Consider the following 13745-nt stretch of genomic DNA (forward strand, 5'->3'; position numbering starts at 1 on the left):
TCCGGCGCGGGCGCCACGGTGCGGGCAGGCTGATTGGCCGCCGCTGCCAGGGCCAGCGTCGCGGCAATTTCGGCGGGCTGCAGGCGGCTGCCCGCCACGCCGGGCCCAGGCCGCCGGGCCGCCGGGATTTCAATATCCGATAAATCAATGGGCTCGAGCGCAGGCTCAGCGGCCGGCGCCGGGGGTTGAGTTGCGGGCCTGGGGGCTGGCTCGCCGCTTACCAGCATGGGGCCCCGGCCCAGCAGCAGCCAGTCGCGTGACACATTTGGGTATATCTCAAAAACCTTGCACAGCAGGTCGTAGCCGGGCTTATTGCGGCCATCGATGAGGTGCTGCACTACGCTGGCCGTCTTGCCCAGTGAGACAGCGAAGCTGTTCTTGGTCAGGCCAAACTGCTGAATTAGCTGCGCGAAGCGTTGGTCGATGGGCACGACGGGAGTAACAGGAGCGGCCATTTGCACAAATGAGTAGTTGTGCAAATGTATAAGAAAGCGCCGCAAATCACCCGGTCCCTATTCGTAGCGCAGCGAATCGATGGGGTCGAGCGCGGCCGCTTTGCTGGCCGGGTAGTAGCCCGAAGCCAGCCCCACTCCCACGCAGATAACCAGCCCCACCACCATCCAAATCCACGGCACCAGGAACGCGCCGGAGCCCACAAACTTGGCCACCAGATTGCCGCTGAGCACGCCCAGGATGATGCCCACCGTGCCGCCCAGCAGGCAGATTACAATGGCTTCGATTAGAAATTGCAGCCGGATTTGCTTGGCCGTGGCGCCGAGGGCTTTTCGAATTCCGATTTCGCGGGTGCGCTCCGTCACCGATACCAGCATGATGTTCATGAGGGCAATGCTGGCGCCCAGCAGCGCGGTGAAGGCCATGATGCTGCCGCCGGCCCGCACTTTGCCCGAAATAGATTCGAGGTCGTTGGCCAGCGACTCGCTGCTTTCTACCACAAAGCTGTCTTCCTGGCCCAGCTTGTCGTGGCGCACGGCGCGCATCATGCCGGTGGCCTGGCCCATCAGGAAGTTAATCTCGCCGTGCTTGTCGGTGGCCGTCTTCACATCGAAGGTAAGGGCACGCTGGCGGGGCATGTGGTTGCCGGTTTCGAGGGGCAGCAGGGCAATGCGGTCGGCGCCGCCCCCACCACCGGCGCCACTGCCGCTTTTTTCGAGCAGGCCCACTATCAGAAAGCGGCGGCCCATGGCCATCACGTACTTGCCTATCGGGGTTTGCTTGGGGAACAGCTTGAGTTTGATTTCGTTGCCCACCACCATCACATTGGCTCCGCTGTTGAGCTCGGCCTGAGAAAAAATGCGGCCTTCGGCTAGGTTGTAGCCTTCGATTTTCAGGTAGTTTTCATCGCCCGCAATCACCTGCATGTTGGGGTTGGTTTTGATGCCGTCGGCCTTCATCTCGACGGCGCCCGCAATGAAAGCCGACAGGCCCACCTGGGCATCGTCGCCCATGGCTTTTTTGTAGAGCTTGGCCTGCAGCAGGCTGATGGGCGGGTACTGCCGGGCCTGCACCCCGCCGCGCCGGAAGCGGTTGGTGTAGCCCTTGGCGTGCAGCTCAAAGGAGTTGGCCCCGAGGCTGGCAAAGGTGTCGGACAGCGAATTCTTGATGGCATCGATGCAGGTGAGGATGCCCACCAGCGCCAGCAGCCCGATGCTGAGAATGAGCGCCGTGAGAATGGTCCGCAGCAGGTTGGCACGGATGGAGCGGAAGGCTTCGCGGACGTTTTCGAAGGGACTCATAAGGATGCGGATACGGGATTTTCGGGGCGCTCGTCGGGTAGCCGGTTGAGCGCGAAGTTGCTTATCGCGGCGGTGGCTGGTTGAATTACAGCAGCCACTTCGGCGGCAACGGCAGCCAAAGTTCGGCGGCCGGCACCTAACTTGAACCACAGCCGCCGCAACGTCGTTGGGCTGGTGCGTTTCTTTTGCTAAAAATGATGCTCATTAAGCGACTTCTTTTCTTTATGCTGGTGGCCCTGGCCGGGATGGCCGCCCCACTGGCGGCCCGCGCCAACCACGTGTTCATTCCGATGGACAACACCCAGAAAGAGTGCCTCAAGGCCTATGGGGTTGCGTTCTGGCTGCTGCAGCGCGAGGTGCCCGTCGACTGGCTCCTGAACTACCGGGGCGGGTCCTTTGCCTTCGAGGCCGTGGCCGGGGCCGAGAATGAGCTGGCCGTGCGCGGCGTCAGCTACCAGGTTATCAGCGAGGCGCAGTACACCGGCATTCTGCAGGAAATAGCCGACCCGAACGCCAACATGGACGTGATGAAGCTGGAAAAAGTGCCCAAAATTGCGGTGTACACGCCCAAAGGCAAGCAGCCCTGGGACGATGCCGTGACCATGGTGCTCACCTACGCAGAAATCCCCTACACCCAGATTTACGACGACGAGGTGCTGAAGGGCGAGCTGCCGAAGTACGACTGGCTGCACCTGCACCACGAAGACTTTACGGGCGAATACGGCAAGTTTTACGCCACCTACCGCAACGCGCCCTGGTACCAGCAGCAGCAGCGCGACGCCGAAGCCGCCGCCAAGCGGAACAACTTCGCCAAGGTGAGCCAGATGAAAGGCGCGGTGGCCACCAAAATGCAGGAATTCATTGCGGGCGGCGGCTTTTTATTTGCCATGTGCTCGGCCACCGACTCGTATGACATTGCCCTGGCCGGCCTGGGTATCGACATGGTGGAAACCATGTACGACGGCGACCCTGCCGACCCGGCCGCGCAATCGAAGCTGAACTTCAACCGCTGCCTGGCCTTCCAGAACTTTCAGCTCGAGCGCAACCCCTACCAGTACGAGTATTCCAACATCGACATGCAGCCCAACGAGCGGGGCCTGGGCGAGCAGAACGACTATTTCTCGCTCTTCACGTACTCGGCCAAGTACGACCCGGTGCCCACCATGCTCACCCAGGACCACGAAAAAACCATCCACGGCTTCATGGGCCAGACCACGGCTTTCCGCAAGAGCCTCATCAAGTCCGATGTCGTCATTATGGGCGAGACGAAGCAGACCGGCGAGGCGCGCTACATCCACGGCACGCTGGGCAAGGGCACCTGGACCTTTTACGGCGGCCACGACCCCGAGGACTACCAGCACCTGGTGGGCGAAGAGCCTACTGATTTGGCCCTGCACCCCAACTCGCCCGGCTACCGGCTGATATTGAACAATATTCTGTTTCCGGCGGCCAAAAAGAAGAAGCAGAAAACCTAAGCCCTGCACCGTATTCCAGTTGAGAAGCTCCCGCTGACCCAGGCGGGAGCTTTTTTTTGGCACCATGTGTACGCGCATTGAGCCGTTATTTATCGGCTTTCGCTTGGCATAAGTGGGCACTCACCCATTTTTATCAGGCTCCTGCGCCAGAGGATTGTAACTTTAACAACCACCGTTACACCCTCCTTTCATGCCATTGTTTCTGATACGCTTACGGCTTGTTTTGTTACTGCTCGCCGGCTTGCCCGGCGCGGCCGTCTCTGCTCAGCAACTGCCTGTCGGCGCGGCCGATTCGCTGGTTCGTGCGCCGCGCCTGACCAGCAGCCAACGGGCCGCGCTGCGCATTGCCGTGCCGTCGGCGCTGGTGGCGCTTGGCGTGCTGGCGCACAGCCCCACCTATAATGAAACGCTGTGCCGGGCGAAGCAGGATATGCAGCAGGAAACCCAGGAAATGTTCCGGGGCTTCGATGCTCACGGTATTGACGATTACACCCGTCATGTGCCTTTAGCTATGGCGTATGCCATGATGGCCACTGGCCACAAGGGCGAACGGTCGGCGGTCGGATTCACCCTCATTTACCTGGCCGCGCACGAGCTGGACGCCGGCGTGGTGAGCAACCTCAAGCGCATCACCGCCGAGCCTCGACCATACAACCCCAACGACCTCAGTTCGTTTCCGTCGTCGCACACCTCGCAGGCTTTTCTCACGGCCACGCTGCTGCACGAGCAATACGGCCGCCAGTACCCTTGGCTGAGCGTGAGCGGCTACGCCGTGGCCACCGCCACCGGCGCTATGCGTCTGTTGGGCAACAAGCACTGGGCCACCGATGTGCTGGCCGGCGCCGGCATCGGCTTTCTTTCGGCCGAAACCATCTGGCACCTCTACCCGGCCCTCACCAAGGCGCTGCCGCCGCGCCTGGCGCACAAGCTGCTGCTGGTGCCCACTTACGCGCCCGGCGGCGGAGCCGGACTGGCCCTGGCCTTCACGCCCCGCTAAGCGTTTACAGACCTGAATATTACAACAAGAGCCGGCAGCGCTGCCGGCTCTTGTTGCTTTTGTCCCGTTGAGCGGCGGCTGCCGCGCCTGGCGCAGTCCGTGCACCACTGCTGGCTTATAGCCGTGCCTGCCGCGATGCTCCGGCCGCTGCAAGCGTGGCCGTGGTGCACCATGCAGTGGCAAGGGCCGTGTTGTTTACCTGCAGCTGAACGAGTACCCGGCCGGGCACCGTGCTGCTCACCGCCAGGTGCTGCATTGCCCGGTTCGCCGTAGAAACCGGCTGGCGCAGTACGGTTACTGCCGTCATGGGCACTACCAGCTCCAGCACCAGCACCTCCGCTTGCTCATCCTCAGCGGCAGGTCCACTGTCCATAGGTAAAGCGTTGTTATTATATGTTTTGTAAAGTTCTTGCATAGGAAAAGGCGGTAAAGTTTCGGGAATATGCACTAGGTAAATATGGGTAATTTTCGCCGATTTCCCAGCGGCCCTGCTTGCAATTCATGAAACATTCATAAAAAGGCAATTTGGCCGCCGCCCGAACCGCCCCGCCGCTTCGTGGGTTATCTTTGCCGTACGCCAGTTTCCGGCGCTTTGCTTTCGCCAATGACCATTACCAAAGAAGCCGTTCTCAAAGCCCTGAGCTACGTGGAAGAGCCCGACCTGGGCCAGGACCTCGTGACGCTCAACATGATTGAGAACATTGCCATCGACGGCCTCACCGTCGCGTTTACCGTGGTGCTCACCACGCCCGCCTGCCCGCTCAAGCAGCTCATTCACGATGCCTGCGAGCGCGCCATCCACACGATGGTGGACAAGGATGCCAACGTGGTGATTACCATGACCTCGCGCGTGACCACCGGCCGCCACAACCGGAGCGACCTGCTGCCCGGCGTGAAAAACATCATCGCCATTGCCTCGGGCAAGGGCGGCGTGGGCAAGAGCACCGTGACGGCTAATCTGGCCGTGGCCCTGGCCGCCACCGGCGCCAAAGTCGGCTTGGTCGATGCCGACATTTCCGGCCCCAGCGTGCCGGTGATGTTCGACGTGGAGAACGAGGCTCCGCACGTTTTTCAGGGCCCGAACGGCAAAAACCTGATTCAGCCCATCATCAAATACGGCGTGAAGCTGATGAGCATCGGCTTCCTGGCCCCGGCCGAAAGCGCCATTGTGTGGCGTGGCCCCATGGCTTCGTCGGCGCTCAAGCAGTTCATTACCGAGGTTGATTGGGGCGAGCTCGACTACCTGCTGCTCGACCTGCCGCCCGGCACGTCCGACATTCACCTCACGCTGGTGCAAACCGTGCCCGTGACGGGTGCCGTCATCGTGACCACGCCGCAGAAAGTGGCCCTGGCCGATGCCCAGAAGGGCTTGCAGATGTTCCGTCAGCCGCAAATCAACGTGCCGGTGCTGGGCGTGGTGGAGAACATGGCGTGGTTTACGCCGGCCGAGCTGCCCGACAACAAATACTTTATTTTTGGCGAGAATGGCGGCCAGCGCCTGGCTGCGCAGCACGATGTGCCGCTGCTGGGCCAGCTGCCGCTGGTGCAGAGCATCCGCGAAAACGGCGACCAGGGCCAGCCCGCCGTACTGGACCCGGAGTCGGCCGTGGGCAAGCTCTTTGCCGACCTCGCCGAGGCCGTGGCCCGGCAAGTAAGTATCCGCAACAACGTGGCCCCCAAAACGGCCGTCGTCCAGATGAACTCCTAACAGCCGTGGAAACGACAACCTCTCCCCCCCCTTTCGACCACCCGCTGATGCCCCGCATCGAAGCGGCCCTGGACACCCTGCGCCCCTACCTGGCCACCGATGGCGGCAACGTGCGCGTGGCCAACATCACCCCCGAAGGCGTGCTCCAGCTGGAATGGGAAGGGGCCTGCGGGGCCTGCCCCATGTCGACCATGACCCGCGCCGGCCTGGAAGACACCGTGAAAAAAGCAGTGCCGGAAATCACGGCCGTGGAAGCGCGGTAAGCCTGAAATTGCTCTCATTCAGAACGTCATGCTGCGCTTAGCCGAAGCATCTCGCGTGCTCAGGTAATTCAGCCCGTACTTACGACGGGGTTGCTTACCACAGGCGAGAAGCTTTGGCTGCGCTTGGCATGACGTTCTTCTCTTCACCCCCATCCCGTTACTGTTAATGCCCACCAACGCGCTCAACTCGCCCAGCCTCCGTTCCTGGATTGACATTCGCCCCGAAAGCGACTTTCCCATTCAAAACCTGCCCTTTGGCGTGTTTGAAACCGACGAGCGGGGGCCGCACCTGGGCGTGGCCATTGGCGGCTACGTGTTTGATTTGTACGCGGCCAGCCAGTTCGGTTTTTTTGAGGATTTGGAGGAGCTGGGCGACGCGCAGCCCAAGGTTTTTCGCCGCCGCTCGCTCAATGCGTTTTTGCGGCTGGGCCGGCCGGCCTGGCGGGCCGTGCGCCAGCGCGTGAGCGAGCTGCTGCGCCACGACGAACCCCGCCTGCGCGACAACGAGCTGGCCGTGCGCGACTGCCTCCTGCGCCAGACCGAGGTGCGCATGCTGCGCCCCGTGAAGCCGGCCAACTACACCGATTTCTACAGCAGCATCGAGCACGCCACCAACGTGGGCACCATGTTCCGCGACCCGGCCAATGCCCTGCTGCCCAACTGGCGGCACCTGCCCATTGGCTACCACGGCCGCACCAGCAGCATCGTGGTGTCGGGCACCGACATCCGCCGGCCCAACGGCCAGCGCAAGGCCCCCGATGAGGCAGCCCCGACGTTCGGCCCCAGCCGGCAGCTCGATTTCGAGCTGGAAATGGCTTTTGTGGTCGGCACCGGCACCCCGCTGGGCAGTACCGTGAATATTGACGCGGCCGAGGACCATATTTTCGGGCTGTGCCTGTTCAATGACTGGAGCGCCCGCGACCTGCAAAGCTGGGAATACGTGCCGCTGGGGCCGTTTCTGGCCAAGAACTTCGGCAGCAGCATCGCGCCCTGGGTGGTGACGCTCGATGCGCTGGAGCCTTTCCGGCTGGCCGGCCCCACGCAGGAGCCCACGCCGCTGCCCTACCTGGCCCAAAGCGGCGCCCACAATTTCGACGTAAAGCTCGAAGTAGCCCTCACGCCCGCCAACGGCCCCGAAACCACCATCAGCCGCACCAATTTCGGCCTGATGTATTGGAGCATGGCCCAGCAGCTCACCCACCACGCCTCCAACGGCTGCAACCTCGAAGCCGGCGACCTCTACGCCTCGGGCACCATCTCCGGCCCCACGCCCGATTCCCTGGGCTCGATGCTGGAGCTGGCCTGGCGCGGCACCCGCCCCGTGCCGCTGGCCGATGGCTCGGAGCGCAAATTCCTGCTCGATGGCGACACGGTGACGATGCGCGGCTATGCCGAGAAAGACGGCGTCCGCATCGGCTTTGGCGAAGTGAGCGGCACGGTGCTGCCGGCGCTGTGACCAGCCCGGCCGGTGGCAGCAGCGCCTCCCGCGGGCTTCTGCGGCAGCATTGTGATTGCGCGGGCATAGAAAATTTCTGCATTGTGCCGCACAGCTGACAGACCGCTGAGGAATTAGGCGGATGGACTATTTTGCGTGCTTAATTGCAAGCGCGGCAAAGGCGCCGGCTCAGGGCCCGTACCTTCGTCGATGATTACCACGTAAGGGGGCTGACGCTGGTGAGCTGAGCAGCTTCTTTGCTCGTGCCCATTCGTAGCCCGGCGGCCCGGTTGGCCCAGCCGAAACCGAAAATTTGCCCATGCCGTGAACCTTTTGGCGGGGCGCGATATTGATACCCATTGGACCAGGCCCGATAGCAAGGGACCGGGGCTTGGTCTTGTCCCCATCCCAAAAACGAATTAGTCGTACCATTACCGAATGAGACAGCTCAAAATCAGCAAACAGATTACCAACCGCGAAAGCCAGTCGCTGGACAAGTACCTCCAGGAGATTGGCAAAGTGAGCCTGGTGTCGATAGACGAGGAAGTAGAACTCGCCCAGCGCATTCGCGAGGGCGACCAGATGGCCCTCGAAAAGCTGACCAAAGCCAACCTGCGCTTCGTGGTGTCGGTGTCGAAGCAATACCAGAACCAGGGCCTGACCCTGGGCGACCTCATCAACGAAGGCAACCTGGGCCTGATAAAAGCGGCCAAGCGCTTTGACGAAACCAAGGGCTTCAAGTTCATTTCCTACGCCGTATGGTGGATTCGCCAGTCCATCCTGCAGGCCCTGGCCGAGCAGAGCCGCATCGTGCGCCTGCCCCTGAACCGGGTGGGCTCGCTCAATAAAATCAGCCGCTCATTCTCGGAGCTGGAGCAGAAGTTCGAGCGCGAGCCCTCGCCCGATGAGATTGCCGAGCTGCTGGAGCTGAGCACCTCCGAAGTGGTGGACACGCTCAAAATCTCGGGCCGCCACGTCTCGATGGACGCGCCCTTCGTGCAGGGGGAGGAAAACCGCCTGCTCGATGTGATGGAGAACGAGGACGCGGAAAGCCCCGATGCCGGCTTGCTGAACGACTCCCTGCGCCGGGAGGTGCAGCGGGCCCTCTCGACCCTCACCATGCGCGAGGCCGATGTTGTCACGCTTCACTTCGGGCTGAATGGCCACGCGGCGCTGACGCTGGAGGAGATTGGCGAACAGTTCACCCTCACCCGGGAGCGGGTGCGGCAGATTAAGGAAAAGGCCATTCGCCGCCTCAAGCACACCACCCGCTCGCGGGCGTTGAAGCCGTACCTGGGCTAAGTTCTTCCCAGCGGCCCCGGTGCGGGGCCGCTACTAATTTCGGCCCGGTTGTCCGCCCAGCGGATAACCGGGCCGAAACACTTTCGTCCGGGTGCGTGAGCAGCCAGTCTGTGGCGCTGGCGCCGTTTCTTTTTGAGTTCCGAAGCACGGGCGCCGGCAAGCACATCAACGGTCGCGAAAGGCGGATGATTACGGACGCGGCAGGACGTTTTGCTTGTCAGCTTCACGTCCGCGACCCACGGCCAGGGCAGCACGGCTCTATTAGTGCATCCGGTCGTCGCGCACCGGCAAATTCGTTACGATTTCGCCTTCAATTACCAGCAATTCCTGCAGCCGCTCATCCACGGTTTTAGGGTCGCAATATTCTTTGGCCAGGTCCACGTAGCTCACAAAATGGGCGGCTTCCGACACCATTAATTCGTAGTAGAATTTACTCAGCTCCTGGTCGGCGATATGTTGCCAGAGCAATTTAAACCGCTCGCAGCTGCGGGCTTCAATCAGGGCCGAAACCAGGAGCTGGTCCATGAGCTGGCGCTCGCGGGCGCCGCCTTTGCGCACATGGGCCAACAGCTGCACTACGTACTCGTCTTTGCGCGGGCGGCCGAGCGCAAAACCGCGCTTGCGCAGCTCCAGGAGCACTCTTTCGAAATGGCTCCACTCTTCGGCCACGAGGTCGGTCAGCTCGGCCACGAGGCGGGTTTTCTCGGGATAATGAATAATCATGCTGATGCCGGTGCTGGCGGCTTTTTGCTCGCACCAGGCATGGTCAACCAAAATATCTTCGATGTTTTTCTCGGCGATATTTACCCAGCGCGGGTCGGTATTCAGCTTTAGTTTCAGAATTGTTTTCTCTTTCATTTCTGTATTTCTAATTAAAGAAATTCCATTTCACCCCGAACTGAAACCGGCGTGGATACCCGGTGTAATATGGCGTGGTGAAATAGCCGTTATCGAGCACACCCTGGTTCAGATAGGCCATTTTCAGGAAAACAGAAACTGTTTTAATATCGGCTGATAAAAAAACATCCACCACCGGGTAAGGGCGAATGCTGAAATGGTCCTGCTGGTAAAACTGCTGCGTGCTGGGGCTGTAATCGTACGCCTGGAAACGCGACTGGAAATACATTTCGGCCCCAACCTGAGTAAACAGCGCCTTGCGGAAAATATAGCTTTCGTAATACACCCGCGAATTAGAAACCAGGCCGGGAATTCGAATTCCGTCTTTGTCGGCCTCGCCGCCGCGCGTGTAGGTGGCCTGGTTATCGAACCCAACGCGGCCTATTTTATTCAGGTAGCGGGCGTACACAATCAGCAGGTTGCGCGTGCTGCTGAGCTGCGTGGGCCGGCCGTCGGTGCCGTAATACACCAGGTTGATGATGTTGGCCACGCTGGCGCTGGCCTCAAAACGCTGGTCGGTGAGGAGGCCGATAGCAGGCAATTTCAGGCGCAGCCGGCCGGTGAGCTGCTGGGTGCTGGTGTTATCAAAGGAGTTTTCCCACGAATAGTTATTGCCGACATGCTTCTGCTGCATGAGCGTGGGCGAATATGAATTTACCAGCGCCTCGGCCGACAGCGGCCCGGTCCGGATGGATGCCCGCGCCCAGTATTCATTGCCGAGCTTGTATTCACCCGCGGCTTCAACAGCGTAGATTTTTCGGTAATTAAAAGCGGCAGTGCCACCTACGAATACCTGATTGAACGTCTCTTTGTAAACCTGCTCCAGGTTCAGGCCGGTAGCAATTGGGGCCTGGTACAGGCGCTGGTTGTTCTGCAGCGACTGTTCCACCAGGCTGGCGTTGCGGAAGCGGCCGTAAACCCGGTATTCCACGGCATCGGTGCGCCCCAGCAGGCCCACGGTGTTTTCGACCTGCTGGTATTGGGCGCGGTCCAGAATAGCGGCCGTGTTGCGCAGCGCCCGGGGGTAGAAGAATACCCGGGGTTGGTAGAAATTGTCGAGCAGCGTCAGCGCGGCATCGAAATAGCTGTTGTACTGGCGCTTGGCATCGAAGGTATGGTAGGCGGTGAAGCCCCGGCCGAGCAGGCGGTAGGTTTGGGTGAAGTACAGCTCGTCGCGGTCTTCGGTATTGACGGCCTGGCTCAGGTTGACCTTCTGCTGGGCATATTTGAACAGCTCCTGGGGCCGGTTTTCGCCTTCGACGCTGAACGTGCCATCGCCATTATCCACCGTGGTGGTCACGGGCCGGATGCCGCCCTGCTCCACCGCCCGGTGGCGCACGTTGGTGAAATTAACCAGCAAATGGTAGCGCTCATCATCGGTCTGGTAGCGCCCGAACAGCAGGATATTGGAGTGCTCCACCAGCCCGTCGCGCGAGCGCACGGGGTCCAGCACCTTGTTCGAGGCAATGCGCTCGTAGGCCACGCCGATGCTGAAATTCTTTTTCAGGCTGCGGCTGTAGCTGATTTCGAACACCTGCTCGCCCGCCCCGGACTGAATGTAGCGGAAGAACGAGTACGGCGACCGGGAGTCGTAGTAGGGCACCGTGGCGGCATCGCGGGCGTATTTGTCGAACACGTTGCGGCCAAAACGGGCCCCCAGCTGGTAATTGGGCTGGTAGAGCAGCGGGCGCGAGGCCGTGCCCACGGCCCCCAAATCCTGCTGAAACGTGGTGTCGTGGAACCAGAACCGCGCCTGCGGCCAGCGCGTGAGCGTGGTATCGAGCGGCGTGCCGGCGGTGGAGTCGCGCAGCACTTCCGATTCGTAGATGAGGCGCGTGGTTTTGGGGCCGTAAAGGACCTTGGTAGAGTCGTCGCGCACCTGCGCCCGGGCGGCGGGTGCCCCACCCAGCGCCAGTGCCAGCGCCATCAGCACGGCGGCCAGCACCCGCAGCCGGGGCCGGGTTATCGAAAATACTCCTTGGGGGGATGCGTTCAAGCGGGTAGCAAATATGCCGGGATGCAAAAGCAGCCGGCCGGGTCAACGTAATAATCAGGCAGCCGGGGCGGCGACAGCTGGCAGCAGCCGGCACAACGCTGCGCCGCCCTCGCCCAGAAACGCCACCCGCACCGGAATGGTATAGAAGGGCAGCCCGGCCCGCGCCGCCCGCAATTCCGGGCTTTGCAGGCGTGTAGCGTCCTTTTCCGTGGTAAAAATAGGCCAGCCCGGCCGCCAATGCACGCGCAGCGCCGCCACATCGGCCGGCGCGAAGGCATGGTGGTCGGGAAAGTTGGCGTGGTACCGAATGGCAAACCCCTGCTTTTCAAGCTGCTCGCGCAGCGGGCCGGGCTGCGCAATGCCCGTGAGCAGCAGCGCCGGGCCCGCAGCGGGCGCCGCTGCCGCCCCGGCTGCCAGCGCGAGCCGCTGCGGCGGCGCATAGGCGTAGGCCGAAAAAAGCACGGAAGCCGGGGACCGGGCATACCGCCGGATGCGCTGCGCCACGGCCGTACGCCGGGCTTCGGAAAGGTCGGGCGGGCACTTGGTTACGATGACGACATCGGCCCGCCGGGCTCCGCGGCGGCTTTCGCGCAGGCGGCCGGCGGGCAGCACGTAGTCCTGGTAAAACGGCCGGGCCAGCTCCGTGAGCAGAATGTTCAGGGTGGGCTGCACGGCGCGGTGCTGGTAGGCATCGTCGAGCACGATGACGGTGGTTTCCGGATGGCTTTGCAGCAATAAATGCGCGCCGAGGCGGCGTTTTTCGGCCACCGCTACCGGCACGCTTTCGGCCGAAAACTGCTCGAAATACTGCCAGGGCTCATCGCCCACCGTGGCGGCCGAATCCTGGGCGGTGGCCAGGCGCGGGCCTTTGGTCTGGCGGCCGTAGCCCCGGCTCAGAATGGCCGGGCGGTGGCCCTGGCGCAGCAGCTCCGCCACCAGCCAGATGACGTGGGGCGTTTTGCCGGTGCCGCCCACCCGCAGGTTGCCCACGTTGATGAGGGGTACGGCGAAGGTTTCGGCCCGTTTCCAGCCGATGTCGTAGAGCCAGTTGCGCACGGCCAGTACCCCAGCATAAAGCCAGGAAAACGGCAGCAGCAAATAAGTCAGCACAGACGGCATACTCAGCAACCCACAGCAATGGCCCGCAAAAGTACGGCCGCTTCCAGGCTACTTCGCCGTTAATCATACCCTCCGCTTCTTGCCATGGCCCTTTTTGCCAACCAGTTCCTGCATTTTCTCCGCGCGTTTCCCCTGCCAACCAGCCTGCCGGCCGACATTGAAGCCCGCAGCCCCTTCCGCGAGCCGGAGGTTTACGCGCTCCTGAGCCAGTTTGCGCATAAATTCTACCCCGATGCCCCACCGCGCGTAGCCGTGCTGGGCATCAACCCCGGGCGGCTGGGCATGGGCCGCACCGGCGTGGCTTTCACCGACCCCACCGCGCTGGCCGAATTTTGCGGCATTCCGAACAGCCTGCCGCGCCAGCGCCCCGAAACGTCCACCCAATTCGTGTACAAAGTCATTGCCGGGATGGGCGGGCCGGCAGCTTTTTATCAGCATTTTTACGTTGGCTCGCTGTACCCGCTGGTCTTGCTCAGGCGCGGGCTGAATCACAATTATTACGATTCGCCGGCCCTGACCAGGGCGCTGTGGCCCGATATTCAACTATCCTTGCGCCAGCAGGTGCAGGCGTTAGGTTTGCGCCGCGATGTGGCCGTGAGCCTGGGCAAGCGCAACGGGGAATTTTTCAACCGCCTGAATGCCGAGCTGGGCCTGTTCGAAAAAATCATCGTGCTCGACCATCCGCGCTACCTCATGCAATACAAAAGCCGCAACACCGATGCCAACGTAGCGCATTACGTGGAAACCCTGGGACAGCTTCTGCCCAGCTTATAACGCATCATCCAAACCTCAACACCTT

At 61.8% G+C, this 13745-nt stretch carries 12 protein-coding genes and 1 pseudogene; 7 read left to right on the top strand and 6 right to left on the bottom strand.

The genetic code is table 11. From position 1 onward, the window contains the following. Both ACYVHT_RS20565 and ACYVHT_RS20570 read right to left on the bottom strand, forming a co-directional pair. Positions 1–455: pseudogene (locus ACYVHT_RS20565) on the bottom strand (hypothetical protein); the annotation flags it as partial. A 57-nt stretch (positions 456–512) separates the two neighbouring features. Beyond that, positions 513–1754 carry an ABC transporter permease gene (locus ACYVHT_RS20570; RefSeq protein ID WP_460556597.1) on the bottom strand — a complete coding sequence of 414 codons (1242 nt, stop codon included), beginning with the start codon at positions 1752–1754 and terminating at the stop codon, positions 513–515. Between the two features lie 197 nt (positions 1755–1951). On the opposite strand from ACYVHT_RS20570, the gene ACYVHT_RS20575 reads away from it, so the two are divergent. After that, a complete protein-coding gene (locus ACYVHT_RS20575; RefSeq protein ID WP_460556723.1) occupies positions 1952–3229 on the top strand; it encodes an asparagine synthetase B in 1278 nt (425 codons plus the stop codon). Between the two features lie 223 nt (positions 3230–3452). Next, positions 3453–4226: a phosphatase PAP2 family protein gene (locus ACYVHT_RS20580; RefSeq protein ID WP_460556600.1), complete on the top strand. Its 774-nt coding sequence runs from the start codon at positions 3453–3455 to the stop codon at positions 4224–4226. A 115-nt stretch (positions 4227–4341) separates the two neighbouring features. Here ACYVHT_RS20580 and ACYVHT_RS20585 read toward each other — a convergent pair whose 3' ends face one another. After that, on the bottom strand, positions 4342–4599 hold the full coding sequence (locus ACYVHT_RS20585) for a hypothetical protein (RefSeq protein ID WP_460556603.1): 258 nt from the start codon (positions 4597–4599) through the stop codon (positions 4342–4344). A gap of 231 nt (positions 4600–4830) precedes the next feature. Here ACYVHT_RS20585 and ACYVHT_RS20590 point away from each other — a divergent pair, with 231 nt between their 5' ends. From ACYVHT_RS20590 to ACYVHT_RS20605, 4 genes are all read left to right on the top strand, one after another. Beyond that, positions 4831–5934, top strand: a complete 1104-nt coding sequence (locus ACYVHT_RS20590) for an Mrp/NBP35 family ATP-binding protein (protein ID WP_460556607.1) — start codon at positions 4831–4833, stop codon at positions 5932–5934. 47 nt (positions 5935–5981) lie between these two features. After that, positions 5982–6197: a NifU family protein gene (locus ACYVHT_RS20595; RefSeq protein WP_460556610.1), complete on the top strand. Its 216-nt coding sequence runs from the start codon at positions 5982–5984 to the stop codon at positions 6195–6197. 166 nt (positions 6198–6363) lie between these two features. Next, a complete protein-coding gene (fahA, locus tag ACYVHT_RS20600) occupies positions 6364–7653 on the top strand; it encodes a fumarylacetoacetase (protein ID WP_460556613.1) in 1290 nt (429 codons plus the stop codon). A 417-nt stretch (positions 7654–8070) separates the two neighbouring features. Further along, positions 8071–8934: a sigma-70 family RNA polymerase sigma factor gene (locus tag ACYVHT_RS20605; protein ID WP_460556616.1), complete on the top strand. Its 864-nt coding sequence runs from the start codon at positions 8071–8073 to the stop codon at positions 8932–8934. 261 nt (positions 8935–9195) lie between these two features. On the opposite strand, the gene ACYVHT_RS20610 is transcribed toward ACYVHT_RS20605, so the two are convergent. The 3 genes from ACYVHT_RS20610 to lpxK are packed head-to-tail and all read right to left on the bottom strand — an operon-like array spanning position 9196 to position 12937. Continuing rightward, positions 9196–9792 (bottom strand): MiaE family protein, encoded by a 597-nt coding sequence (locus tag ACYVHT_RS20610; RefSeq protein ID WP_460556619.1) that lies wholly within the window; start codon positions 9790–9792, stop codon positions 9196–9198. Positions 9793–9802: 10 nt separating this feature from the next. Then, positions 9803–11827 carry a putative porin gene (locus ACYVHT_RS20615; protein WP_460556622.1) on the bottom strand — a complete coding sequence of 675 codons (2025 nt, stop codon included), beginning with the start codon at positions 11825–11827 and terminating at the stop codon, positions 9803–9805. Between the two features lie 54 nt (positions 11828–11881). Then, positions 11882–12937 carry a tetraacyldisaccharide 4'-kinase gene (lpxK, locus tag ACYVHT_RS20620; RefSeq protein ID WP_460556624.1) on the bottom strand — a complete coding sequence of 352 codons (1056 nt, stop codon included), beginning with the start codon at positions 12935–12937 and terminating at the stop codon, positions 11882–11884. Between the two features lie 93 nt (positions 12938–13030). Between lpxK and ACYVHT_RS20625 the strand changes: the two genes are divergently transcribed. Further along, positions 13031–13720 (top strand): uracil-DNA glycosylase family protein, encoded by a 690-nt coding sequence (locus tag ACYVHT_RS20625; RefSeq protein ID WP_460556627.1) that lies wholly within the window; start codon positions 13031–13033, stop codon positions 13718–13720. The last annotated feature ends 25 nt before the right edge of the window (positions 13721–13745 follow it).

The organism is Hymenobacter daeguensis (assembly GCF_054780555.1).

Coding starts and splice junctions, on each gene's coding strand:
- ACYVHT_RS20570 (WP_460556597.1), bottom strand. CDS start 1,754: ATGAGTCCCTTCGAAAACGTCCGCGAAGCCTTCCGCTCCATCCGTGCC.
- ACYVHT_RS20575 (WP_460556723.1), top strand. CDS start 1,952: ATGCTCATTAAGCGACTTCTTTTCTTTATGCTGGTGGCCCTGGCCGGG.
- ACYVHT_RS20585 (WP_460556603.1), bottom strand. CDS start 4,599: ATGGACAGTGGACCTGCCGCTGAGGATGAGCAAGCGGAGGTGCTGGTG.
- ACYVHT_RS20590 (WP_460556607.1), top strand. CDS start 4,831: ATGACCATTACCAAAGAAGCCGTTCTCAAAGCCCTGAGCTACGTGGAA.
- ACYVHT_RS20595 (WP_460556610.1), top strand. CDS start 5,982: ATGCCCCGCATCGAAGCGGCCCTGGACACCCTGCGCCCCTACCTGGCC.
- fahA (WP_460556613.1), top strand. CDS start 6,364: ATGCCCACCAACGCGCTCAACTCGCCCAGCCTCCGTTCCTGGATTGAC.
- ACYVHT_RS20605 (WP_460556616.1), top strand. CDS start 8,071: ATGAGACAGCTCAAAATCAGCAAACAGATTACCAACCGCGAAAGCCAG.
- ACYVHT_RS20610 (WP_460556619.1), bottom strand. CDS start 9,792: ATGAAAGAGAAAACAATTCTGAAACTAAAGCTGAATACCGACCCGCGC.
- ACYVHT_RS20625 (WP_460556627.1), top strand. CDS start 13,031: ATGGCCCTTTTTGCCAACCAGTTCCTGCATTTTCTCCGCGCGTTTCCC.